General features: G+C 56.2%; 25 protein-coding genes and 1 riboswitch. Of the genes, 15 read left to right on the top strand and 10 right to left on the bottom strand.

Annotated features, from left to right (window positions below; all coding sequences use genetic code 11):
* Nucleotides 1–16 precede the first annotated feature (16 nt).
* From galM to modE, 5 genes are all read right to left on the bottom strand, one after another.
* A complete protein-coding gene (gene galM, locus AC1MDE_RS09975) occupies nt 17–1,051 on the bottom strand; it encodes a galactose-1-epimerase (protein WP_479398128.1) in 1,035 nt (344 codons plus the stop codon).
* A complete protein-coding gene (gene galK / locus AC1MDE_RS09970; protein WP_479414695.1) occupies nt 1,045–2,193 on the bottom strand; it encodes a galactokinase in 1,149 nt (382 codons plus the stop codon). The genes galM and galK overlap by 7 nt, the downstream gene beginning before the upstream one ends.
* A complete protein-coding gene (gene galT / locus AC1MDE_RS09965; RefSeq protein ID WP_058961620.1) occupies nt 2,194–3,237 on the bottom strand; it encodes a galactose-1-phosphate uridylyltransferase in 1,044 nt (347 codons plus the stop codon).
* Nucleotides 3,238–3,541: 304 nt separating this feature from the next.
* Nucleotides 3,542–5,014 (bottom strand): molybdate ABC transporter ATP-binding protein ModF, encoded by a 1,473-nt coding sequence (gene modF / locus AC1MDE_RS09960; protein ID WP_479398129.1) that lies wholly within the window; start codon nt 5,012–5,014, stop codon nt 3,542–3,544.
* Between the two features lie 76 nt (nt 5,015–5,090).
* On the bottom strand, nt 5,091–5,873 hold the full coding sequence (gene modE, locus AC1MDE_RS09955) for a molybdenum-dependent transcriptional regulator (RefSeq protein WP_480344525.1): 783 nt from the start codon (nt 5,871–5,873) through the stop codon (nt 5,091–5,093).
* A 117-nt stretch (nt 5,874–5,990) separates the two neighbouring features.
* Between modE and AC1MDE_RS09950 the strand changes: the two genes are divergently transcribed.
* The 4 genes from AC1MDE_RS09950 to modC all read left to right on the top strand — a co-directional run bounded on the left by AC1MDE_RS09950 (nt 5,991) and on the right by modC (nt 8,799).
* Nucleotides 5,991–6,149, top strand: a complete 159-nt coding sequence (locus tag AC1MDE_RS09950) for an AcrZ family multidrug efflux pump-associated protein (protein ID WP_013508338.1) — start codon at nt 5,991–5,993, stop codon at nt 6,147–6,149.
* Nucleotides 6,150–6,278: 129 nt separating this feature from the next.
* The gene (gene modA / locus AC1MDE_RS09945) at nt 6,279–7,052 is read left to right on the top strand and encodes a molybdate ABC transporter substrate-binding protein (protein ID WP_479398131.1); all 774 of its coding nucleotides are present in this window, start codon (nt 6,279–6,281) and stop codon (nt 7,050–7,052) included.
* Nucleotides 7,049–7,741: a molybdate ABC transporter permease subunit gene (gene modB, locus AC1MDE_RS09940; protein ID WP_097117397.1), complete on the top strand. Its 693-nt coding sequence runs from the start codon at nt 7,049–7,051 to the stop codon at nt 7,739–7,741. Before modA ends, modB begins: the two co-directional genes overlap by 4 nt.
* Nucleotides 7,741–8,799: a molybdenum ABC transporter ATP-binding protein ModC gene (modC, locus tag AC1MDE_RS09935; RefSeq protein WP_480344524.1), complete on the top strand. Its 1,059-nt coding sequence runs from the start codon at nt 7,741–7,743 to the stop codon at nt 8,797–8,799. Before modB ends, modC begins: the two co-directional genes overlap by 1 nt.
* Nucleotides 8,800–8,953: 154 nt before the next feature.
* On the opposite strand, the gene AC1MDE_RS09930 is transcribed toward modC, so the two are convergent.
* A complete protein-coding gene (locus AC1MDE_RS09930; protein ID WP_479398133.1) occupies nt 8,954–9,772 on the bottom strand; it encodes a pyridoxal phosphatase in 819 nt (272 codons plus the stop codon).
* A gap of 149 nt (nt 9,773–9,921) precedes the next feature.
* Here AC1MDE_RS09930 and pgl point away from each other — a divergent pair, with 149 nt between their 5' ends.
* Entirely contained in the window at nt 9,922–10,917 is a 996-nt protein-coding gene (gene pgl, locus AC1MDE_RS09925; RefSeq protein WP_479398134.1) for a 6-phosphogluconolactonase, read from the top strand.
* Nucleotides 10,918–10,951: 34 nt separating this feature from the next.
* Here the strand turns inward: pgl and AC1MDE_RS09920 are convergent, their stop codons facing one another.
* Both AC1MDE_RS09920 and bioA read right to left on the bottom strand, forming a co-directional pair.
* Nucleotides 10,952–11,428, bottom strand: coding sequence for a kinase inhibitor (locus tag AC1MDE_RS09920; protein WP_480344523.1), 477 nt, complete (start codon nt 11,426–11,428; stop codon nt 10,952–10,954).
* Nucleotides 11,429–11,498: 70 nt separating this feature from the next.
* Nucleotides 11,499–12,791: an adenosylmethionine--8-amino-7-oxononanoate transaminase gene (bioA, locus tag AC1MDE_RS09915; protein WP_480344522.1), complete on the bottom strand. Its 1,293-nt coding sequence runs from the start codon at nt 12,789–12,791 to the stop codon at nt 11,499–11,501.
* Between the two features lie 87 nt (nt 12,792–12,878).
* On the opposite strand from bioA, the gene bioB reads away from it, so the two are divergent.
* The 4 genes from bioB to bioD are packed head-to-tail and all read left to right on the top strand — an operon-like array spanning nt 12,879 to nt 16,471.
* Entirely contained in the window at nt 12,879–13,910 is a 1,032-nt protein-coding gene (bioB, locus tag AC1MDE_RS09910) for a biotin synthase BioB (protein WP_038648116.1), read from the top strand.
* On the top strand, nt 13,910–15,061 hold the full coding sequence (gene bioF / locus AC1MDE_RS09905) for an 8-amino-7-oxononanoate synthase (protein WP_058961612.1): 1,152 nt from the start codon (nt 13,910–13,912) through the stop codon (nt 15,059–15,061). The genes bioB and bioF overlap by 1 nt, the downstream gene beginning before the upstream one ends.
* On the top strand, nt 15,045–15,800 hold the full coding sequence (bioC, locus tag AC1MDE_RS09900; RefSeq protein WP_058961611.1) for a malonyl-ACP O-methyltransferase BioC: 756 nt from the start codon (nt 15,045–15,047) through the stop codon (nt 15,798–15,800). Before bioF ends, bioC begins: the two co-directional genes overlap by 17 nt.
* Complete coding sequence (gene bioD, locus AC1MDE_RS09895) at nt 15,797–16,471, top strand: dethiobiotin synthase (RefSeq protein WP_058961610.1); 675 nt, start codon at nt 15,797–15,799, stop codon at nt 16,469–16,471. Before bioC ends, bioD begins: the two co-directional genes overlap by 4 nt.
* Nucleotides 16,472–16,668: 197 nt before the next feature.
* Here bioD and AC1MDE_RS09890 read toward each other — a convergent pair whose 3' ends face one another.
* A complete protein-coding gene (locus AC1MDE_RS09890) occupies nt 16,669–17,385 on the bottom strand; it encodes an ABC transporter ATP-binding protein (RefSeq protein ID WP_034821129.1) in 717 nt (238 codons plus the stop codon).
* 909 nt (nt 17,386–18,294) lie between these two features.
* Here AC1MDE_RS09890 and uvrB point away from each other — a divergent pair.
* The gene (gene uvrB, locus AC1MDE_RS09885) at nt 18,295–20,316 is read left to right on the top strand and encodes an excinuclease ABC subunit UvrB (RefSeq protein WP_034821123.1); all 2,022 of its coding nucleotides are present in this window, start codon (nt 18,295–18,297) and stop codon (nt 20,314–20,316) included.
* A gap of 160 nt (nt 20,317–20,476) precedes the next feature.
* On the opposite strand, the gene AC1MDE_RS09880 is transcribed toward uvrB, so the two are convergent.
* Complete coding sequence (locus tag AC1MDE_RS09880; protein ID WP_034821119.1) at nt 20,477–21,376, bottom strand: gluconeogenesis factor YvcK family protein; 900 nt, start codon at nt 21,374–21,376, stop codon at nt 20,477–20,479.
* 194 nt (nt 21,377–21,570) lie between these two features.
* A riboswitch (molybdenum cofactor riboswitch) is annotated at nt 21,571–21,705 on the top strand.
* Here AC1MDE_RS09880 and moaA point away from each other — a divergent pair.
* The 5 genes from moaA to moaE all read left to right on the top strand — a co-directional run bounded on the left by moaA (nt 21,694) and on the right by moaE (nt 24,394).
* Nucleotides 21,694–22,680 (top strand): GTP 3',8-cyclase MoaA, encoded by a 987-nt coding sequence (gene moaA, locus AC1MDE_RS09875; RefSeq protein WP_058961624.1) that lies wholly within the window; start codon nt 21,694–21,696, stop codon nt 22,678–22,680. Its footprint overlaps the riboswitch before it by 12 nt.
* A gap of 17 nt (nt 22,681–22,697) precedes the next feature.
* A complete protein-coding gene (moaB, locus tag AC1MDE_RS09870) occupies nt 22,698–23,213 on the top strand; it encodes a molybdenum cofactor biosynthesis protein B (RefSeq protein ID WP_034821116.1) in 516 nt (171 codons plus the stop codon).
* Nucleotides 23,214–23,215: 2 nt separating this feature from the next.
* Complete coding sequence (gene moaC / locus AC1MDE_RS09865) at nt 23,216–23,701, top strand: cyclic pyranopterin monophosphate synthase MoaC (RefSeq protein WP_038648103.1); 486 nt, start codon at nt 23,216–23,218, stop codon at nt 23,699–23,701.
* On the top strand, nt 23,694–23,939 hold the full coding sequence (moaD, locus tag AC1MDE_RS09860) for a molybdopterin synthase sulfur carrier subunit (RefSeq protein ID WP_058961608.1): 246 nt from the start codon (nt 23,694–23,696) through the stop codon (nt 23,937–23,939). Before moaC ends, moaD begins: the two co-directional genes overlap by 8 nt.
* A gap of 2 nt (nt 23,940–23,941) precedes the next feature.
* Complete coding sequence (gene moaE / locus AC1MDE_RS09855) at nt 23,942–24,394, top strand: molybdopterin synthase catalytic subunit MoaE (RefSeq protein WP_058961607.1); 453 nt, start codon at nt 23,942–23,944, stop codon at nt 24,392–24,394.
* The last annotated feature ends 66 nt before the right edge of the window (nt 24,395–24,460 follow it).

The raw sequence follows: 24,460 nt of genomic DNA, 5'->3' as shown, positions 1-24,460 counted from the left end.
TTTTTCATCCGCTGGCTTACTGCGGTGTGAAGCGATAACGCGTCACAGACTGCCAGCGATCGCCGGGTTGCAGCCAGCAATCAGGCTGCGGCCACTCGGTATGGTTGGGCGAATCCGGTAAAAATTCACTCTCCAACGCGATGCCCTGGAAAGCAGTATAGCTGCCCTGTTCACGGGCGCGTGTTCCATCCAGATAGTTGCCGGAGTAGAACTGCAGCGCCGGTGCGGCGGTAAACACGGTCAGCGCCAGCTTGCCATCGGCCGACCACAGTTCGGCGGCGGGCTGAGTGCTGTCGCCAGCGGTGCTGAGCAGAAACGCGTGGTCATAGCCTTTCACCGCTTTTTGATCGTCATCGGCGAGGAAGTCATCCATCACACACTTCGGATGATTGAAATCGAAGCTGGTGCCGGCCACGGCTTTCAGTGGCGCGTTAGGGATGCCTTCGCTATCGACCGGTAAGTAACGATCCGCGTGCAGTTGTAAGCGATGCTGGCGTGCATCGCCATGATGCGCGTCAAGATTGAAGTAAGCATGGTTGGTGAGGTTCACCGGGCAGGGCTTGTCGGTCTGCGCGTCATAGGTGATCGACAGGCAGTTATCATCGTCGAGATGGTAAATCACATCGGCAATCAGGTTGCCGGGGAAACCCTGATCGCCATCGGGTGAATCGATACGATAGTGCACTTCGGTTTCGCTCTGACTAACGATCTGCCAGCGGCGTTTATCGAAGCCTTCCGGGCCGCCGTGCAGCTGATGTGCGCCCTGATTGGCCGCCAGCAGTAGATTCAGTGGCTTAAGCTCAGCCGAGGCGATACGGTTGGCGTAACGGCCAACCGTGGCACCGAGATAAGCATCCTGATGCAGATAATCCGATGGTGTCGCGCAGCCGAGCAGCGCTTCACGTACGCTGCCATCCTGCATCGGCACGCGCGCGGAGAGCCAGGTCGCGCCCCAGTCCATAAAAGTGACCACCATGCCGTTGCGATTGCGCAGCACGGTGATGCGCCACGGTTGCCCGTCTGGCGCATGAGAGTTGACGTCGCTTACCATTGGCCTGCTCCTGCTGACGCTTTGCACACGTAGAAGGTTTCTTTGATGCCGGTCTGCGCTTCGTATTTTTCGGCAACCGCGGCTTTCACCTGATCCACCAGTTCGGTTGGCATCAGTGCCACGATGCAGCCGCCAAAGCCGCCGCCGGTCATACGAACGCCGCCACGCGGACCGAGCTCTGCCTTGACGATCTCCACCAGCTGATCGATAGGCGGAACGGTGATTTCAAAATCATCACGCATTGAGGCGTGGGATTCGGCCATCAGTTCACCCATGCGCTTCAGATCGCCACTGCTCAGCGCATCGGCGGCTTCCAGCGTACGGGCATTTTCGGTGATGACATGGCGCACACGTTTTGCCACCAGCGCATCCAGCTGCGATTCCGACGCGGCAAACTCTTCCAGCGTGACATCGCGCAACGCCGGTTTGTTGAAGAATCGTGCACCGGTTTCGCACTGCTCACGGCGGGTGTTGTACTCGCTGCCCACCAGGCTGCGGCGGAAGTTGGAGTTGATGATCACCACCGCGACATCTTCCGGCATCGAGACGGCGCGTGTGCCGAGTGTGCGGCAGTCCAGCAGCATGGCGTGATCGGGCTGACCCAGCGCAGAAATCAGCTGGTCCATAATGCCGCAGTTGCAACCAACGAACTGGTTTTCCGCTTCCTGACCGTTAACCGCAATCGCAGCGCCGTCCAGCTTCAGCTGATAGAGCTGCTGGAACACGGTGCCGACCGCTACTTCCAGTGACGCCGATGAACTCAGGCCCGCACCCTGTGGCACGTTGCCGCTGATCACCAGATCGGCACCGCTAAAGCTGGCATCACGCTTCTGCAGATGTTTCACCACACCGCGCACGTAGTTGGCCCACATCGGCTCTTTTAACGCTTCAATCGGCGCATCCAGCGAGAAGCTGTCTTGTTGATTGTCATAATCAACCGCGACCACGCGCACCTGGCGGTCGTCACGTTTGGCGCAGGCAATCACCGTCTGGTAATCAATGGCGCACGGCAGCACGAAGCCGTCGTTGTAATCGGTGTGCTCACCAATCAGATTCACGCGGCCTGGCGCCTGAATGCTGTGCGTCGGTTGATAGCCAAAGGTGTCAGCGAAAACCTGTTGAGTAGTGGACTTTAATGACATTTATTGCGCCTCGCGGAAATGGATATCGCTGACAGAACGCAGACGTTCTGCTGCCTGTTCCGCCGTTAAATCACGTTGGGTTTCGGCCAGCATTTCGTAGCCAACCATAAATTTACGTACCGTGGCCGAACGCAGCAGCGGCGGATAGAAATGAGCATGTAACTGCCAGTGCTCGTTGGATTCGCCATTAAAGGGCGCGCCGTGCCAGCCCATCGAGTAGGGAAAGGAGCACTGGAAAAGGTTGTCGTAGCGGCTGGTGAGCTGCTTAAGCGCCAGCGCCAGATCGCTACGCTGCGCCGGGGTGAGATCGGTAATGCGTTTGATATGGGCTTTCGGCAGCAGCAGGGTTTCAAACGGCCACGCGGCCCACCACGGCACCACGGCCAGCCAGTGTTCGGTTTCTACCACGGTGCGGCTGCCATCTTTTAACTCGCGCGCAGCGTAATCCACCAGCATCGGCGAACCTTTTTCGTCAAAGTAGCGGCGCTGATTATCATCTTCTTTTTGCGCTTCGTTGGGCAGAAAACTGTTAGCCCAGATCTGGCCGTGCGGATGGGGATTTGAGCAGCCCATCGCTGCGCCTTTGTTCTCAAACACCTGCACCCATGGATAGTGCTGACCGAGATCGGCGGTCTGCTCTTGCCAGGTGCGCACAATATCTTCCAGTCCACTGAGCGGCAATTCCGGCAGCGTTTTACTGTGGTCAGGTGAGAAGCAAATAACCCGACTGGTGCCGCGTGCGCTCTCACAGCGCATCAGCATGTCGTCGCTTTGCGGCGCATCGGGTGTATCGGTCATCAGCGCGGCAAAGTCGTTGGTGAAAACATAGGTGGTTTTGTAGTCCGGGTTTTTATCCCCGGTGATACGGGTATTACCAGCGCACAGGAAGCAGTCAGGATCGTGCGCAGGCAGTTGTTCCAGCGCAGGCGTTTCCTGCGCACCCTGCCACGGACGCTTGGCACGATGCGGTGAGACCAACACCCACTGATCGATCAATGGGTTATAACGGCGATGCGGATGATCAACCGGATTAAATTTTTCCATAACGAGTCCTGGTAAACGGCAAACGGATCAAAATCACTGCGATCAAGGTAGCACAAAGGCGGGCCCCAAAGCGTGATCCAGTCTGGATAAATGGTATCGTTTACACAAGGTGACGATTCTCATTTTGTGGGGTCATAGCGCGCGTTTGCTGAAATACCAGGCGGGTAAATGGTAGCGGTTACATCGGCTATTCAATGAGGTGCATATCAATGCGCACGCGACAATGTAAAAGGGTTTAGCAGAAGACCGGATTGAAGCATAAATATGCCCCTACGATGCAGGGGCGGGGTTGATGACGACGAGGTTAGCGCAAATCATCCTGCTGGAATCCGTACCCTTCATCCTGCTTCACAAAGCTCAGGCGATGAGTAATACACTGCGGCGCATCTTCGGCATGGTGTGAGACAAACAGTAACTGCGTTCGTCCTTCACCAATCAGCACATCAACAAAGCGGCGCACCAGCTGGCGGTTAATCGGATCCAATCCCTGCAGCGGCTCATCCAGAATCAACAAGGTAGGGTGTTTGACCAGCGCACGCGCAATCAGCACCAGGCGCTGCTGGCCCCAGGACAAACCGTGGAACGGCGCATCGGCCAGATGATTGTCCATGCCCAATAAGGCCAGCCACTGGCGCGCCAGCGCTTTCTGCCGATCCGAAGCGGGTTGATACAAGCCGATCGAATCGAAAAAGCCCGACAGCACCACGGTGCGCACGTTGCAGCTGACACGATAATCGAGATGCAAACTGCTGCTGACGTAGCCAATGTGCTGCTTGATGTCCCAAATGGTTTCACCGCTGCCGCGACGGATACCAAACAGGGTTAAGTCGTTGCTGTAGCCTTGCGGATGATCGCCGGTCACCAGACTCAACAGAGTGGATTTACCCGCGCCGTTGGGCCCCACAATTTGCCAGTGCTCGCCGGGATTCACCTGCCAGCTCAGCCCGTCGATCACCGCTTTATCGTTATACGACACCACGCCATTACGCAGAATCACGCGTGGCGCGTCTTCTGCCAGCTGCGGCAACTGATCCGGCGCATCCGCTTCTGGTAAAGCCATGCCGTCGAGTTTCTCACTGTGTGCCAGTTGTGCCACCAGTGCTTCCGCCAGAATCGCCTGACGTTTACCGACGTGGGTGAGGGTGCACTCGGCCAGCACACCGACCTGTTGCACAAAGTCAGGAATATCGTCAAAACGGTTGAGCACCAGCACCACGGTAAAGCCATGCTGGTGCAGATCGCTCAGCGTCTCCGCCAGGCTGGCGCGTGAGGCAACATCTAACCCATCGAAAGGTTCATCGAGAATCAATAAATCGGGCTGCGCCATCAGCGCCTGGCACAGCAAGGTTTTGCGCGTCTCGCCGGTGGAGAGGTATTTGAAGCGGCGATCGAGCAGATAGGTGATGCCAAACTGCTGGGCCAGCGCCTGACACCTCGCCTCATCCTTCACTTCATCCTGAATGATCTGTGCGGCGGTGCGGCCAGTATCGTCTTCGCCTTCACTCAGCAGATCGGTGTTGTTGCGTTCCCACTCCTGCGCCACTAGCTTTTGCAGCTGCTCCAGCGAGAGGCGCGTGCGACGCTGAAAGTCCTGGGTAACCGCGCCTTTACCCGGCGAGAGTTCACCAGAAAGTGCGCGCGCCAGTGAGGATTTACCGCTGCCGTTGGCGCCAACAAAGGCCCAGCTTTCGCCGCTTTTGAGAGTCAGATCGTTAAGGGACAGTGCTCGGGTGTCGCTAAGGTGAAATATGCCTTGCGAAATTTGCAATGAAGCCATGATTCATTCCGTTTTATGCATCGTGTTACTCAGTTGTAGCGAGCGACGCAGACGAAGTCAAATCATGGCCTGGTTTTCAGAGCAGTGTGGCGATGATGGCGTGTTCCGCATTAAAACTGGCGGTCACGCTGTCGCCCGGCTGCAGATTCTGCTGTTGCACCTGCGTGTTATTCACCGTTGCACACAGGGTTTCACCACTCGGCAATGTCATCAACACTTCGTTGACCTGTTCACCTGGCTCGATGGCGCTGATCGTTACCTGCAATTGATTATCGCTGTTTACCACATCCCGGCTCACCTGAATCCACGGTGCTTTGATCAGCACCAGCACTTCTTTGCCACTGTCGAGCTGCAGACGTTCGGCACTGCGTTCGGTGATTGCCACCTGCAAACGCGTGACGCCGTCGGCCAGCTGAACCTCAATGTGCTGCTGCACCTGATGGTGATCGCGCGCCATCACCGTGCCAAATAGCTGATTGCGCGCACTGGTTTGCAGGGAGAAACGCGCAATCGCCGCCAGTAAACTGTCGAGCGGCAGGCTGTCGTTTTGCAGCGCATCAAAAGCTTTCTGCTGGATCTGCTCCATCAGGTGAAACAGCTGAATCAGACGCTCGCCATAGCGCGTCAGCTGCGCGCCGCCACCGCCTTTGCCTCCGGTGGCACGGTCGACTAAGGTTTGATCAGCCATCTGATTCATGTCGTTGATGGCATCCCAGGCACTTTTGTAGCTGATGCCCGCTAATTTAGCGCCCTGGCTGATGGAGCCGGTTTCCTGCACGCGTTTCAGCAGTTCGATGCGACGAGGGTCGGCAAACAGCTTCTGCTGAAGACGAATGTGAAGAGAAAGTTCTGCCTGCATGTCAGCTCCTTAAGTGAGTACGACAAGTGTAAGGCCAAAAGTAAAAGCACGAAAAGGGCAGTGCGTTTTTTTCCCTAACCGTTACAATCACTTTTTTATTTTCTGCGTGAGGTTTCCATGCTGGAACTGCTTAAAAGCCTGGCTGTGGCTGTCATCATGGTGCCAATTGTGATGGCCATTATGCTCGGTCTGATTTACGGCCTGGGTGAAGTGTTCAACGTCATCTCCAAATTTGGCCGCCGCGACGATCGTCCTGCCAACAGCTCGCAACACTGATTTTATAAGCGCCCGCAGTCAGCGGGCGTTTTTTCTTTAACTTCCCCTCAATCCTGCCGATATTAAGTTCATGACAGCATTTGTCCCTGCGTTGTATTATCGAATATATAACGTAACAAGGAGTAAAAAATGCTGAAAATCAATTACCGCTGGGCTGCTGTTACCGTACTGACTGTTTCCATGGCCGGTCACGCTGTGGCGGCAGAGAAGATCACCGTGTTTGCTGCGGCATCGTTAACCAATGCGATGCAGGATATTGCCACGCAATATCAGAAAAAGAGCGGCGTTGAAGTGGTATCGTCCTTCGCCTCTTCATCCACTCTGGCACGCCAGATTGAACAGGGCGCGCCGGCCGATCTGTTTATCTCTGCTGATCAGCAGTGGATGGACTATGCGGTGGATAAAAAGAGTGTGGTGGAGAACACCCGCTACACGTTGCTGGGCAATGATTTAGTATTAGTGGCACCGAAAAGCGACAGCGCAAAAGCGGTGACTATCAATGCAAAAACTGACTGGAGAAGTTTGCTGAAAGGCGAACGTCTGGCGGTGGGCGATCCGGATCATGTCCCGGCCGGGATTTATGCCAAAGAAGCGCTGCAAAAGCTGGGTGCGTGGGATACCGTGTCGCCGCAGCTTGCACCGGCTAACAACGTCCGTGCCGCATTGGCGCTGGTCGAACGCAATGAATCACCGTATGGCATCGTGTACGGTTCTGATGCGGTGGCCAGTGACAAAGTGCAGGTGGTAGGACGCTTCCCGGACGATAGCCACAAGCCAGTGGAATATCCGATGGCGGTGGTAAAAGATCATCAGAACGCAACGGTTGAAGCCTTCTACACATATTTGCAGGGGCCGGACGCCGCTGCTGTGTTTAAACAGTATGGATTTGCGCCGAAGAAATGATACTCAGTGATCCCGAATGGCAGGCCGTTTTTCTCAGCTTAAAAGTCTCCAGCGTAGCGGTGCTGTTTAGCTTGCCGTTTGGCATCATGATGGCCTGGATTCTGGCACGTTGCCGGTTTCCAGGTAAAACCTTACTCGACAGTCTTATCCATTTGCCGCTGGTATTGCCACCGGTGGTGGTGGGATATCTGTTGCTGATTGCATTAGGCCGACGCGGATTCATCGGCGAGTGGCTTTACGACTGGTTCGGTTTCACCCTGGCCTTTAGCTGGCGTGGGGCGGTACTGGCTTCGGCCGTGATGGCGTTTCCGCTGATGGTGCGGGCGATTCGTCTGGCACTGGAAGCGGTGGATACCAAACTGGAACAGGCAGCACGCACGCTCGGTGCCGGTCGCTGGCGCGTGTTCTTCACTATCACCTTGCCGCTCACGCTCCCGGGTATCATTGTCGGCACCGTTCTCGCTTTCGCCCGTTCACTGGGTGAGTTTGGCGCCACCATCACTTTCGTTTCGAATATCCCCGGCGAGACACGCACCATTCCCTCGGCGATGTTCACCCTGATTGAAACCCCCGGCGCAGAAGGCACTGCCGCACGCTTGTGTGCGGTGGCCATTGCCCTGGCGCTGTTATCGCTGGTGGCCTCTGAGCTGCTGGCACGTTGGGGCCGTAAGCGGTTAGGTGCCGCCTGATGCTTAATCTCAATATTTCCCAGTTGCTGGGCGATCACCAACTGGACGTTAATGTGCAGGTTCCCGGCAGCGGCATTACGGCTATTTTTGGCGTATCCGGTGCGGGCAAAACGTCGCTAATCAACGCGATTGGCGGTTTGACACAGCCGCAAAGCGGCCAGATTCAGCTCAACGATCGTCTACTGTTTGATTCGGCGACGCAGGTCAATCTGCCGCCGGAAAAACGCCGCGTTGGCTATGTGTTCCAGGACGCTCGGTTGTTTCCGCACTATCGGGTGCGCGGCAATTTGCAATATGGCATGGCAGCTACCATGAAGCCGCAGTTTAACGCGCTGGTGGCATTACTGGGCCTTGAGCCTCTGCTGAGCCGTTTTCCGGCCTCGTTGTCAGGCGGCGAGAAACAGCGCGTGGCGATTGGTCGTGCACTGCTTACCGCGCCCGACATCTTATTGATGGATGAGCCGCTGGCGTCGCTGGATTTACCACGCAAGCGCGAATTGATGCCGTATTTGCAAAAGCTGGCGAAACAGGTCGATATTCCGATTCTTTATGTCTCACATAGCCTGGATGAAATTCTGCAACTGGCGGACAACGTGCTGGTGCTCGACAGCGGCAAAGTCAAAGCCTTTGGTTCGCTGGAGAAGGTATGGAGCAGTGCGGCGATGCGCCCGTGGCTGCCGATAGCCGATCGCAGCAGCGTGCTAAGGGTGCAGGTGCTGGAACAGCATCCCGATTACCCGATGACGGCACTCTCTTTGGGGGATCAGCATATCTGGGTAAGCCGTGTTAACCAGCCGCTGAAAACCGCACTACGAATTCGTATCGCGTCCGGTGATGTGTCACTGGCCTTACAGCCGCCACAAAACACCTCGGTGCGCAATATTTTGCCAGCTCAGGTGGTCGAATTATTGGAGATTGACGATCAGGTGGAAGTGAAGCTGCGTATTGGCATTAGCGAGTTGTGGGCGCGAATTTCCCCCTGGGCGCGCGACGAGTTGGGGATCCGGCCTGATCAATGGCTGTATGCGCAAATTAAGAGTGTGGCGATCACGGCTTGACCTTAGGGTCATCAAGGGCGATCAGACAAAATGTGTGCGATGTGCGGATGAAAGCACCCGGTGTGACCCTCATTATTAACAATCAGGTGCAGCAGCGGCCGCACCTTAAGCATTCGCAAGGTGCGCCGTGATGCGCACCGCGAACATCCTGTGCTTACAGGACTTCCTGATAAATCACTTCGGCAATACCTGGCTCCAGATTGGTGCCAATCACCTTTTTGCTGCGCGCTTTAATCGCTTCATCAGCATTGCCCATCGCCACGCCTAAACCGACCTGCTCCAGCATACTGAGATCGTTGTAGTTATCGCCGAACGCCAGCACATCCTGCATGCTGAAGCCCTGGCTCTCTACCCACTGTGCCAGACGCTTGCCTTTGCTGTTGCCCGCCTGAGCGATATCAACCTGATCGTGCCATGACCACTCACACGCCAGGCCGAGTTCGGCTTCAGTGCGTTCAGCAAACTGCTGCAATGCACGGGTGTCAGGGTGGGAAAGAGCGAACTTCCAGATGGATTGCGCATCCAGCGCCGCCTGCGCCAGGCTTGGCACCTGCAGGAACAGAGGACGCTGCGCTTCCGGCAGGGATTGTGCCCAGTTCAGGGTGCGGGTCACATGGCCTGTCGGCTCCTGATACAGCATGGCATCATCGACATACAGCAGGCCGTGAATGTTCTCCTGATCGAGCATCTCAATCACGCGGCTCGCCTGGCTTTTTTCCAGCGGATCGGAAGCCAATACCTTTTTCGCCTGATAATCGTACAAGTAGGTGCCGTTACAGCAGATTGCGGGTGTATCCAACTGCAGCGCCTGATAAAAAGGATGAATGGCGCAGTGGTGGCGACCGGTCACAATCAGCACTTTGACCCCCGCCTGTTGTGCGCGGACTAAAGCTTCGATCGATTCAGGCAAAATAGTTTTAGTAGGGGTCAGCAGGGTGCCGTCGAGGTCAAGGGCGATTACGCGGTAGCTCATTACACTTTCCGTCCGGGAGTTAGCAAAGCATTGAGTCTACACCCGGCAGCGGCCCTGAGACAAAAAACAGGGCACAAATGAATCCAGCGCGGCAAAATGAAACGCGCTACAGTTATCCCTTTCATCAGGCAGCGAATAAGGAAAAACGCATGAAACAAGTCGTGTATACCGCCAGTCCCGAGAGCCAGCAGATCCATGCGTGGCAGTTGCAGGAAGATGGCGCACTGACGTTATTGCAGGTCACGGATGTGGCCGGTCAGGTGCAGCCGATGGTGGTGAGCCCGAAGAAAGATTTCCTCTATGTCGGCGTTCGTCCGAATTTTCGCGTATTAGCGTATCGCATTGCGGCCGACGGTTCTCTGAGTCTGGCGGGTGAAGCGCCACTGCCGGGCAGCCCAACGCATATTTCGACCGATCGTCAGGGTAACTTCCTGTTCTGCGGTTCTTACAATGATGCATGTGTCAGCATCAGCCCGATCGACAGTGACGGTTTGCCGCAAGCCCCAAGCCAGGTGATTGGTGGCATGGATGGCTGCCATTCAGCCAATATCGATCTCAGCAACCAAACGCTGTTTGTGCCAGCACTGAAGCAGGATCGTATCTGCCTGTTCCAGCTTAACGCCGATGGCACTCTGGCACCGCGCGAGCAAGCACAGGTCACCACGGTTGAAGGCGCGGGTCCGCGCCATATGGCATTCCATCCAAATGGCGCGTACGGCTATGTAGTGAATGAACTTGATAGCACCGTGGATGTGTGGGCACTGAACAACGTGCATGGTCAGGTTGAGCGTGTGCAGAGTCTGGATATGATGCCAAAAGATTTCAGCGACACGCGCTGGGCGGCCGATATCCATATCACGCCAGACGGTCGTTTCCTCTACGCCTGTGACCGCACCAGCAGCACCATTACCGCATTCAGCATCAGCGAAGATGGTTCAGTGCTGGCGATTGAAGGTTATCAGCCAACCGAAACCCAGCCGCGCGGCTTTAATATCGACAACAGCGGTCAATATCTGGTGGCGGCAGGGCAGAAGTCGCACCATATCGAAGTCTACAAGATTGCCAATCGCGGTCTGTTGCAACCGCTGGCGCGTTACGCGGTGGGACAGGGCCCGATGTGGGTGGTGATTCACACCCTGGATTGATGATAAAACGGCGCCATTCGGCGCCGTTCTCATTTTAAGAATACAGAACTGTAATCGACGCGCTTGCCAGTGCATGGAAGTGCACATTAAAGCCGACCATGGCGCCGCTCGCGCCGGCGTCGACATCAATCTTATCGGTGTCCATCGCGTGCACCGTAAAGATATAGCGATGCGGATCACCCTGTGGTGGTGCTGCGCCACCGTAACCGGTTTGACCGAAGTCGGTACGGGTTTGAATCGCACCCTGCGGCAGCTCGACCACGCCTGAACCGGAACCTTGTGGCAGCTCGGTGACGTCAGCCGGAATATTTGCCACGACCCAGTGCCACCAGCCAGAACCGGTGGGGGCATCAGGATCGAAGCAGGTCACCACAAAACTCTTTGTCCCAGCAGGCACTTGATCCCACGCCAGATGAGGTGACAGATTGTCACCCTGACGTCCCATCCCATTGAAAACGTGACGTTCGGGCATTTTATCGCCGTCTTTAAAATCCTGGCTAACTACGCGCATGACTTCTCCTTTTTCCGTTGTGCAGTGTGCTCTCCATCATGGTGGAAAATGCGCGCCACTTCCAGTTCGCTTAGGCCAGGAAATGTGCCTCAACGTCCAACGCCGCGCGCACCGCCTGGGTTAACTGCGCCAGCTCTGCGGCAGAAATCAGATAAGGTGGCATCAGATAGATCAGCTTGCCGAACGGCCTAATCCATACGCCACGCTCGACAAAGAATTGCTGCAGCGCCGCCATATTGACCGGTGAACGCGTTTCAATCACACCAATCGCGCCCAGCACGCGTGCATCCACCACCGCATGATGCTCACGCAACGGCAACAACTCACGACGCAATTGCTGTTCAATCGCCGCCACCTGCGCAGGCCAGAGACCCTCGTTGATCATCGTCAGACTTTCAACGGCCACCGCACAGGCCAACGGATTGCCCATAAAGGTCGGGCCATGCATAAAGCAGCCCGCCGCACTGCGGCTAATGGTGTCGGCCACTTCGCGCGTGGTCAGCGTGGCGGAGAGCGTCATGGTGCCGCCGGTCAGCGCTTTACCGAGGCAGAGAATATCTGGCGTAATCCCAGCGTGCTCGCAGGCAAACAGCTTGCCGCTGCGCCCAAAGCCGGTGGCGATCTCATCGGCGATCAGCAGGATGCCATAGCGATCGCACAACTCGCGCACCTGTTGTAAATAGCGCGGGTGATAGAAGCGCATGCCGCCTGCGCCTTGCACAATCGGTTCAAGGATCACCGCGGCAATGTCGCGATGGTGCGTCTCGGCTAACCGGGCGAAATCAACGAAGTCCGCTTCGTTCCACTCGTCATCAAAACCGCACTGCGGCGCAGCGGCAAACAGATGCTCGGGCAGATAGCCGCGCCACAGACTGTGCATCGAATTTTCCGGATCGCACACCGACATCGCGGCAAAAGTATCGCCGTGATAGCCACGTTTTAACGTCAGGAATTTTTGTCGCGTTTCACCGCGCCCCAGCCAGTACTGCAACGCCATTTTCATCGACAATTCGACGGCAATCGACCCCGAATCGGCGAGGAACACGCACTCCAGCGCTTCAGGGGTCATCTCGACCAGCTGACGGCTTAACGCCACTGCCGACGGATGGGTAATGCCGCCGAACATCACATGCGACATCTTAGCCATTTGCTGCGTCAGCGCGTGATTAAGGCGCGGGTGGTTGTAGCCATGAATCGCTGCCCACCACGACGACATACCGTCGACCAGTTCGCGTCCATCGGCCAGCTGGAGCTGGCAACCGTGCGCCGCGACCACCGGATAACAGGGCAGGGGATCGCGCATTGACGTGTAAGGATGCCAGATATGCTGGCGGTCAAAGTTGAGGTCGTCTTGGGTGAACATCGATCTTGTAAACCATTTTGAAAAGATTTAGTTTACAAGTATAACCACGTTAATCGTCGGGATGAACCCCTTTTTTTGGAGTAAGCAATGGCAAACCGCTGGACACTGACACAAGCCCAGGCTCTGTTCGATAAACCTTTCCTTGAGCTGATGTTCGAAGCACAGCAAGTTCACCGTCAGCATTTTGACCCGCGTCAGGTGCAGGTCAGTACGCTGCTGTCGATCAAAACCGGTGCCTGCCCGGAAGATTGTAAATACTGCCCGCAGAGTGCGCGCTACAAGACCGGGCTGGAGTCCGAGCGGCTGATGGAAGTGGAAGCGGTGCTGGAATCGGCGCGTAAAGCCAAAGCGGCAGGATCGAGCCGCTTCTGCATGGGCGCTGCGTGGAAAAACCCGCACGAACGCGACATGCCGTATCTGGAGCAGATGGTGCAGGGCGTTAAAGCCATGGGCATGGAAACCTGCATGACGCTGGGCACGCTGGAAAATACGCAAGCGGCACGCCTGGCCAAAGCGGGGCTCGATTTTTACAACCACAACCTCGATACCTCGCCGGAATTCTACGGCAGCATCATCACCACCCGCAGCTATCAGGAACGCCTGGATACGCTGGATAAAGTGCGCGGCGCAGGTATCAAAGTCTGCTCTGGCGGCATCGTCGGCCTGGGTGAAACCGTGAAAGATCGTGCTGGCTTGCTGGTGCAGCTGGCGAACCTGCCGACACCGCCCGAGAGCGTGCCGATCAACATGCTGGTGAAAGTCAAAGGCACGCCACTGGCCGATAACGATGACGTTGAGCCGTTCGACTTTATCCGCACCATCGCCGTGGCGCGTATCATGATGCCATCGTCGCACGTCCGCCTGTCCGCAGGTCGTGAACAGATGAGCGAACAGACGCAGGCGATGTGCTTTATGGCCGGTGCTAACTCGATTTTCTACGGCTGCAAGCTGCTGACCACGCCAAACCCGGAAGAGGACAAAGATCTGATTCTGTTCCGCAAGCTGGGCCTGAATCCAGAGCATACCGCTACTACCGCCGGTGATAACGAACAGCAGTATCAGCTCAGTGAGCAGCTGGTGCACGCTGATACCGAGCAGTTCTACAACGCGGCGGTGTGATGGGCTGGTCATCTCGCATCGAACAGGCGCTGGCGGCGCGACGTGATGCCGATGGCTGGCGTCTGCGACGCCGGGTTGAACACAACAGCGTGCGCGAGATAACCCTGGAGGGGCGTTCATACCGTCACTTCTCCAGCAATGATTATCTCGGGCTGAGCCAGCATCCAGCGGTGATTGCGGCCTGGCAACAGGGCGCAGCAGAAGCGGGGGCGGGAGCGGGCGCGTCGGGTCATGTGACGGGCTATAGCCGTCATCATGCGCAGTTAGAAGAGCAACTGGCTGACTGGCTGGGTTACAAGCGTGCGCTGCTGTTTATCTCTGGCTTTGCCGCCAACCAGGCGGTGATCCACCTGCTGGCTGAAAAGCAGGATCGCATTCTTGCTGATAAGCTGGCGCATGCTTCATTACTGGATGCTGCCAGCCACAGTCCCGCCACATTACGCCGCTTTGCGCACAACCAGCCGGAGAGTCTGGCAAAACTGCTGGCTAGCCCGTCGGAAGGCGGTACGCTGGTGGTGACCGAAGGCGTATTCAGCATGGATGGCGACAGCGCACCGCTCGCCGCTCTTGCTGAAGAGACGCGCCGTGCCAACGGCTGGCTGCTGGTGGATGATGCGCACGGTATTGGCGTGCACGGTGAGCAGGGGCGCGGCAGTTGCTGGCAACAGGGCGTGAAGCCGGAATTGCTGATTGTCACGTTTGGCAAGGGCTTTGGCGTCAGCGGTGCAGCGCTGCTGAGTGACGATGCCACAGCGGATTACGTCGAGCAGTTTTCACGCCATCTGATCTACTCCACCGCGATGCCACCGGCACAGTGTTGTGCGCTGCTGGCGGCGCTGCACCAGATCCAGCAGGGCGATGAACTGCGTGAGCGGCTGAATAGTCATATTGCGCGATTCCGGGCGGGTGCCGCTGATTTGCCCTGGCAACTGATGCCATCAGCCAGTGCTATTCAGCCGTTGATCGTCGGGGAAAATAGCGCGGCGCTGGCGTTGTCACAACGACTGGCACAAGCGGGATGCTGGGTTAGCGCCATTCGTCCTCCGACGGTGCCGCCGGGCACGGCGCGGCTGCGCATTACGCTCACTGCTGCCCATCATAACGACGATATTGATCGTCTGCTGGAGGCGCTGTATGACGCTGCAGGTTAACAAGCAGGCGGTCGCCAAAGCGTTTGGCCGTGCCGCACAGCATTACGAGCAGCATGCCGAGCTGCAACGGCAGAGCGGCGATGCGCTACTGGCGCTGGCACCCGCGGGCTTCGGGCCGCATCTGCTGGATGCGGGCTGTGGCACCGGTTGGTACAGCCGCTACTGGCGCGATCGTGGACGCGAACTGACGGCGCTGGATCTCTCCAGCGCGATGCTGGACGCCGCGCGTGAGCAGTGCTCGGCGCAGCACTATCTGCAAGGCGATATCGATAACCTGCCGCTGCCGGATGCGTGCGTTGATGGCGTGTGGAGCAATCTGGCGGTGCAGTGGAGCAGCGATCTGCGCCTGGCGTTGCAGCAGTTTTTGCGCGTCACACGGCCGGGTGGCAGCGTGCTGTTCTCAACCTTGCTCGATGGCTCCCTGCATGAAGTGCATGAAGCCTGGGCTCGGTTAGATGGCCGTCAGCACGCCAATCGTTTTCTCAGCGCAGCGCAGTTCTCTGCCGCTCTCACAGGCTTACTGGCGCAGTGCCAGCCGCAGACTATCACGTTGCATTTCCCCAGCGCGCTGAGTGCCATGCGTTCTTTGAAAGGCATTGGTGCTACGCATCTGCACGACGGCCGTGGCGCACAGCCGCTCACACGCTCGCAGCTCACGCAACTGGAGCAGCACTGGCCGCAGGATCCGCAGGGTTATCGTCTTAGTTATCACTTGATGTACGGAGTTTTGAGCAAATGACACGCTGGTTTATTACCGGAACGGATACCGAAGTGGGCAAAACGGTCGCCAGTGGCGCACTGTTGCAGGCGGCAAGCGCAGCAGGTTTACGCACCGCAGGATACAAGCCCGTGGCATCGGGCTGCGAGATCACCCCAGAGGGCGTGCGTAACAGTGATGCGCTGGCGTTGCAGCGCTACAGCAGCCTGGCGCTCAGCTATGAGCAGGTGAATCCACTGGCATTTGTCGAGCCGACGTCACCGCATATTGTCAGCGCGGAAGAGGGCAGGCCGATTGCGTTTTCTGCGCTGTCAGCCGGATTGCGCGCGCTGGAGCAGCAGGCCGAATGGGTATTGGTTGAAGGTGCGGGCGGCTGGTTTACGCCATTATCCGAGACGCAGACCTATGCTGACTGGGTCGAAGCGGAACAACTGCCGGTGATTCTGGTAGTGGGGGTGAAGCTAGGTTGTATTAACCACGCGATGCTGACAGCGGAAGCGGTGAAGGCGCGAGGGTTGAGGTTAGCCGGTTGGATTGCCAATGATATTCAGCCGCCAGGTAAACGACATGCCGAGTACATGGCCACGCTGCGTCAACGTATTGATGCACCGTTCCTCGGTGAAATTCCCTATCTGGACAGCGAAGCACAACAGGCCGAGTGCGGTCAGTATTTAACGTTGCCGCAGTCATGAGCCTGTTTCAGATGCGCATTCATGCGCACTCTACTTCATACCGCCCGTAGGATCGTTATGGATGGCGATTCGATGTCAGGTACGCAACAGTGCGCACCTGACATCATTTCGTCCGTAGGGCCGCCATAGACCAGCACCTCAAATGTCAGAATGTGATGCAACATTTTGGCTGCAGTTCATCGATGGCGACCACATCATCATGTCGCTGTCAGCCACTTATTCACCGTCACATCATCCAGCAAAGCGACTTTACCCTGCGCCACATTGCGACCACGGTGAAGCAGCAGGAAATAGTCTGCCACGCGGCGGATGAAGGAGACATGCTGCTCCAGCAGTAAAATGGTCAGGCCGTAATCGCGATTAAGACGGCGGATCAGGTTGCCCATCTCCTCTTCCAGCCACGGCGACATTCCTTCGGTCGGCTCATCCAGAATCAGCAGTTTAGGTTGCAGCACCAATGCTCGCGCCAGTGCCAGCTGCTGCTGTTGATCCATCGGCAATTCGCCACTGCGCTGATGACGCAAGGAATAGAGTGCCGGGAACAGGTCAAACACCATTTCAGGAATGGCACGGCTGCGATCGTCCTGAGCGGCCATCAGCGCGATCATTAAATTATCTTCCACGCTCATCTGCGAAAAGATATGGCGACCTTGCGGCACATAGCCAATTCCCATGCGCGCACGCTGTTCGGCGGGCTGCAGCAACAAATTCTCGGGTGGCGAGCCATCTTCCTGCCAGATCATTGAGCCACTGTTAATGGGCAAGCGACCCATAATGCAGTTCACCAGCGTGGTTTTGCCCATGCCAGGACTGCCCAGCACACCCGTACAGGTGCCGGGCGGCAGATCGAGATCCACATCCCACAGGATATGGTTGTGACCGTAAAACTGATTCACCGAACGTAAACTCAGCATCTGACATACTCCTTCCAGATTATTTGCCTGAATGCTCCCGCTCTGTGTCGTCTGGCATACAGTCGTGCACGATTAAGGTGGACACTGCTGTTGATGGCCTGCAAGGCAAGCCGTATGGACTCGTCACTCCATCGTTAAACTACTGCAATTACCAGGCCAGGTTAATGGAACGGGATATTCTGAGTCAGAATCCAGCGAAAGCGGGCTTAAAAGGTGAGAAATACTTAATAATCCCACTGAGTAATAACCTGACTGCACTTTGACGGTGCTGAATGCTTAACGTTTCTGGTGCATCTGTTCATTGATAAGGCAATCACTGAAGAAATAAGTGGTCTTAAGGTACGGTTTTTTCGACAACAATGGTGCTTGACTTGCCAAAAGGATAGTTAAAGCGGTTTAAGGCAGGCGGAAAAAAAAACGAAAAAAAAAATATTTCGCACGCCAGGATAAGAGCGGGGAAAATTATACACAGCTGATGGGCTCGGGGCTGGATTCAGTTATCCACTATTCCTGTGGATAACCTTGTGCATTAGCGACTGAAAACCGCGTGGAAGCGAGGAAATACGCGGCCTGCATACATTATGCTGCGAAACTGGACTTCTGAGTCATTACCAATAAAATCAGAAGGTTAATTAAAAGCAAGCCTGAGATTTTTCTGCCTTGTCATCGGACTGCAATTTAATGACGCTCTCTTGACAAATGTTAAAAGCGTCACGGCTCTGGGGATAACCTTGCGCAACAAGCTTTTGCCTTTTGCCGCTTAAATTGCACTGAAGCGAGACAGCTGCTTTCCCCGTTATCGTGCAAGATATCTGTAAATATATCCAGTATTTTTTTCTGGCAAATTCGTCATAGCAGAGTAGAATTATCAGCCTGCTCGCTGACATCTTCTGCAGGAACCGCAAAACCATGAGTAAAGCCTTCAAACTCAACTCTGATTTCAAACCTTCAGGCGATCAGCCCGAGGCCATTCGTCGTCTTGAAGAGGGGCTGGAGGATGGGCTCGCGCATCAGACCCTGCTCGGGGTAACCGGATCGGGCAAAACCTTTACCATCGCCAACGTGATTGCCGACCTCAATCGGCCGACGATGGTGATGGCGCCCAATAAAACGCTGGCGGCGCAGTTATACGGTGAGATGAAAGAGTTCTTCCCGGATAACGCGGTGGAGTTTTTTGTCTCTTATTACGATTACTACCAGCCTGAAGCCTATGTGCCGAGTTCCGACACTTTTATTGAGAAGGATGCGGCGGTCAACGAACACATTGAACAGATGCGTCTCTCAGCCACCAAAGCGATGCTGGAGCGCCGTGATGTGATTGTGGTGGCCTCGGTCTCGGCGATTTACGGCCTGGGCGATCCCGATCTCTATCTGAAAATGATGCTGCACCTTACGCGCGGCATGATTATCGACCAGCGCAGCATTCTGCGCCGTCTGGCGGAGCTGCAATATACCCGCAACGATCAGGTGTTCCAGCGTGGCACCTTCCGCGTGCGTGGCGAAGTGATCGACATCTTCCCGGCTGAATCCGACGATATCGGCTTGCGTGTCGAACTGTTTGACGAAGAAGTTGAGCGTCTGTCGCTGTTCGATCCGTTGACCGGGCAGATTGAGTCCGTGATCCCGCGTTTCACTATCTATCCGAAAACGCACTACGTGACGCCACGCGAACGTATTCTGCAGGCGATGGAAGAGATCAAAGTCGAGCTGGTGGATCGTCGCAAGGTGCTGCTGGAGAACAATAAACTGCTGGAAGAGCAGCGCATCAGCCAGCGTACCCAGTTCGATCTCGAAATGATGAACGAACTCGGCTACTGCTCTGGCATTGAAAACTACTCGCGCTATCTCTCGGGTCGCGGTCCGGGCGAGCCACCGCCGACCTTATTTGACTACCTGCCCGCCGATGGATTGCTGGTGGTGGACGAATCGCACGTCACCATCCCCCAGATTGGCGGCATGTATCGCGGCGACCGCGCACGTAAAGAGACGCTGGTAGAATATGGCTTCCGCTTGCCTTCGGCGCTGGATAACCGTCCGATGCGTTTTGAAGAGTTTGAAGCGCTGGCACCGCAAACCATCTATGTTTCGGCCACGCCGGGTAACTATGAGCTGGAAAAATCCGGTGACGAAGTGATTGATCAGGTGGTACGTCCCACCGGGCTACTGGATCCGATTCTGGAAGTGCGTCCGGTCGCCACTCAGGTGGATGACTTACTATCAGAAATTCGCAAACGCGTGGCGATCAATGAACGTGTGCTGGTCACTACGCTGACCAAACGCATGGCGGAAGATCTTACCGAATATCTGGTGGAGCACGGCGAGAAGGTGCGCTATCTGCACTCCGATATCGATACGGTTGAACGTATGGAGATCATTCGTGATTTGCGTCTCGGTGAGTTCGATGTGCTGGTGGGCATCAACTTACTGCGCGAAGGTCTCGACATGCCGGAAGTGTCGCTGGTGGCGATCCTCGATGCGGATAAAGAGGGCTTCCTGCGTTCCGAACGCTCACTGATCCAGACTATTGGCCGTGCGGCGCGTAACATCAACGGTAAGGCGATTCTGTACGCCGATAAGATCACCCCTTCGATGGAGCGCGCGATGGGCGAAACCGAGCGTCGTCGTGAGAAGCAGCAGCGTTACAACGAAGAGAATGGCATTGTGCCGCAAGGCCTCAACAAGAAAATCACCGATATTCTTGAGCTGGGCAAAAACGTGGTGAAAACACGCGGCAAGGGCAAAACCGCCTCACGCGTAGCGGCGGAAGAAGAAGCCAACTATCTGGCACTGACGCCACAGGCGATGCAGAAGAAAATTCACGAGCTGGAGGTGCAGATGCAGCAGCATGCGCAGAATCTGGAATTTGAAGAGGCGGCCAGCGTGCGTGACCAGCTGCATCAACTGCGTGAGTTGTTTATTGCCGCTTCCTGACCGTGCAGAAAGACGTATCATTCAAATCGACTGAGCACATACGTGTTAACTATGTGCCCGGTCTGATCTGCTACCTATGTGCCAGGTCCTGCCTGAATTGCGACCCTACTTAACATTCGCCCTCGTAAGGTGCGTATTTATGCGCACTGCCTGCGCGAGGTTAAACCGCCTGAATCGCATGTTCCAATGCAATCCGCAGCAGCTGGCGATCGTGGCGATACTTGATATCGGCGGCCTCCAGCGGTTCGCGTACAATCAGGCGATCTTCCACACCGCTGACGTCCGCTGACGGGCTGACCACCACGGCATCAATCACTCGCCTGCCGATGGCTTTTTCCATCATTGCCAGTTTATCCGCCACCGTCAGGCTGGCGGCCGGGCTTAACTCACGTCCAAGATTGCCAATAAACACCATGGTGGCGGGCGTACGGCGCAGCGCGCGTGCCATCTCCTCCATCAGCAGAATTGGCATCAGGCTGGTGTAAAAACTGCCTGGGCCAATCAGGATCAAATCCGCTTCCGCAATCGCATCCAGTGCTTCTTTAGTGGGAGTGACATTGGGATGCAGCATCAACTCTTGCGGCGGTAGCTTCATTTCATCAATTGCCGTTTCGCCATACACCATATTGCCTTCGCAATCCTGCGCCACCAGGTCTACCGGTTGCTCCGACATCGGAATCAAGAAGGCATCGACTTTGAGCAGATTGCGAATGATGTTGATGGCTTCCAGCGGCCGCACGCTAAGGTGATCGAGCGCTTTGAGCATCAGATTACCGAGGTTGTGACCGGCCAGTTCGCCGTTACCGGCAAAACGGTACTCAAACATTGCCGAGGCTACGCTCGGTTCCATGATTAACTGGTTCAGGCAATTACGCATATCTCCCCAGGCAATACCGCCTTCCGAACGACGAATGCGTCCGGTGGATCCGCCGTTATCGGTGGTGGTCACGATGCCGGTCAGGCGTGAGCCCAGCGGTGCCAGCGCCGACATCACACGACCCAGGCCGTGCCCGCCGCCCAGTGCTACCACGCGATCCAAATCTGCCAGGGTACGATTCATGCTGTTCCTTTTAACGGACAACTGCAGGTTGTCGTGCAGTTGAAGTGATGTGTATCAATATCTGTCGCGCATTTTACCGTATCCTGCGGCGATAATGCGGTGAAAAAACGTTATATATCAATATATATAGCGAAATTCACTGATGGATGCGAGGGAGAAATCGCGCTACCATTCGAATTAACCGTGTTGTCCATAATGACAACAGACTCCCAAGCCTTGCATGCCTAAGTCATAACGATATGGATGCCTGGCCGCAGCATCGCTGCCAGGGTGCAGAAAGAAATGACTGCATCTCCCGTATTTGGAAAGGTGTTCAGGTGCCACAATTTACAGATGCCTATGCGCGCAGCTTCTACTATCTGCGTCTGTCGGTCACGGATGTGTGTAACTTCCGTTGTACCTACTGTTTGCCAGACGGCTATAGACCGAACGGTAATCACAACAAAAGTTTCCTCTCGCTGGACGAGATTCGCCGCGTGACGCGTGCCTTTGCGGCTGCGGGCACGGAAAAAGTGCGCCTGACCGGCGGCGAACCCTCTATGCGCCGTGACTTCACCGATATCATCGCTGCGGTGCGCGAAAACGATGCCATACGCCAGATCGCCGTGACCACCAACGGCTATCGCCTGGCGCGTGATGTTCGTGCGTGGCGTGACGCGGGACTCACCAACATCAACGTCAGCGTCGATAGCCTTGATGCGCGCCAGTTTCACGCCATCACCGGCCAGGACAAATTCGCGGAAGTGATGGCCGGAATTGATGCCGCGTTTGACGCCGGGTTCGAGAAGGTCAAAGTCAACAGCGTGCTGATGCGCGATCTCAACAGCCACAGCCTGGCGACCTTCCTCGACTGGATCCGCATCCGTCCAATTCAGCTGCGCTTTATCGAACTGATGGAAACCGGCGAGGGCGGTGATCTGTTCCGTCGTCATCACATCTCGGGTGAGGTGATTCGCGATCAACTGATCATGCAGGGTTGGCAGCTTCAGCCGCGTGGACGCAGTGACGGTCCGGCGCAGGTGTTCCGCCATCCTGACTATCAGGGCGAAGTCGGTTTAATCATGCCCTACGAAAAAGATTTCTGCGCCAGCTGCAACCGTCTGCGCGTGTCGGCAATGGGCAATCTCCATCTGTGCCTGTTTGGCGACGGCGGTGTTTCGCTGCGCGATTTACTGGCATCGGACGATCAGCAGGATGAATTACAGGCGCGGATTGCCCACAGTCTCGGCCAGAAAAAGCAGACGCACTTCCTGCATCAGGGCAACACCGGCATCACACAAAACCTCTCTTTCATTGGCGGCTAAACACAGGAGTTACAGCCATGGGTAAACCTACCGGCGAGTTTGTCGCCTTGAATGTGGCGGTGATGACCGTCTCGGACAGCCGTGATGCCAGCAATGATAGCTCGGGCGACTACTTGCGTGAGGCACTGACAGAAGCCGGGCACCAGGTGGTGGATCGCGCGATCGTGCCTGATAACCGTTACCGCATTCGCGCCACGGTGTCGCGCTGGATTGCCAGTGATGATGTGCAGGTGGTGATCGTCAATGGCGGCACCGGATTTAACAGCAAAAACAGCACGCCGGAAGCGCTGCTGCCGCTGTTCGACCGTGAAATCGACGGCTTTGGCGAACTGTTCCGGATGATCTCATACGAAGAGATTGGCAGTTCCACGCTGCAATCACGTGCGGTCGCCGGGCTGGCGAATCAGACGCTGATTTTTGCCGTGCCGGGATCGACCAACGCCTGCCGCAGCGGCTGGGAACGCATCATTGAAGAACAGCTGGATGCACGCACGCGCCCTTGTAATTTTGTCTCTCATTTGAAGAAGTTGTAAGCATGTCATCATTAACTCATATCAATGCCGCCGGCGAAGCCCACATGGTGGATGTCTCCGGTAAAAACGAAACAGTGCGTGAAGCCCAGGCTGAAGCGCTGGTGCTGATGAGCGCGGAAACGCTGCAGATGATCATCGACGGCAGCCATCATAAAGGCGACGTGTTCGCCACGGCGCGCATTGCCGGGATCCAGGCAGCGAAACGCACCTGGGAGTTGATCCCGCTGTGCCATCCGCTGATGTTGAGCAAGGTGGAAGTGACGCTGGTGGCCGAGCCTGAGCACAACCGCGTGCGCGTCACCTCTCGTTGCCGTCTGACCGGAAAAACCGGCGTGGAAATGGAAGCGCTGACCGCCGCATCGGTGGCCGCGCTGACCATTTACGACATGTGCAAAGCGGTGCAGAAAGATATCGTGATCGATCAGTTGCGTTTGCTCAGCAAAAGCGGCGGCAAATCCGGCGATTTTCAGGCGGTGGCACATGATTAAGGTGCTGTTTTTTGCCCAGGTGCGCGAATTGACCGGCACCAGCGCGTTAGAGCTGAAACCGGAATATCAGGATGTAGCAACCTTGCGTGCAGCGCTGGCGGAGAGGAACGATCGCTGGGCGCTGGCGCTCGAATCCGGCAAATTGCTGGCAGCGGTCAACCAGACGCTGGTACCGATGAGCCACCCGCTGCGTGCGGGCGATGAAGTGGCGTTCTTCCCACCGGTCACCGGAGGATGAGCATGGCCACTCGTATTCGCGTTGGCGTTGAGCCTTTTGATGTCGGCGAGGAGTATCGCCAACTCGCCGCGCATGACAGCGATGGCGCGGTGGTCACCTTTACCGGCAAAGTGCGCAATCACAATCTCGGTGACAGCGTGGCCGCTTTAACCCTGGAACACTATCCGGGTATGACAGAAAAAGCGCTGGCGGAAATAGTCGAAGAGGCGCGTCAGCGCTGGGCGTTGCAGCAGGTGACGGTGATCCATCGCGTGGGCGAACTGTTCCCTGGTGATGAAATTGTGTTTGTGGGCGTCAGCAGCGCCCATCGCAGTAGCGCATTTGCTGCTACCGAGTTCATCATGGATTACCTGAAAACCCGTGCGCCGTTCTGGAAGCGTGAAGCCACCGAACAGGGCGATCGTTGGGTCGATGCGCGCGACAGCGACCATCAAGCCGCCGAACGCTGGAAGTAGCGCGTAAAACCGACCTGCTCTGATAGCCGTAGCGAGTTGAAAACGTTAAGGTACGGGTTTTGCTGG

The organism is Pantoea folii, assembly GCF_056678875.1.
The sequence above is the reverse complement of the archived record's forward strand: the minus strand, read 5'-3'. Positions and strand labels throughout refer to the sequence as shown.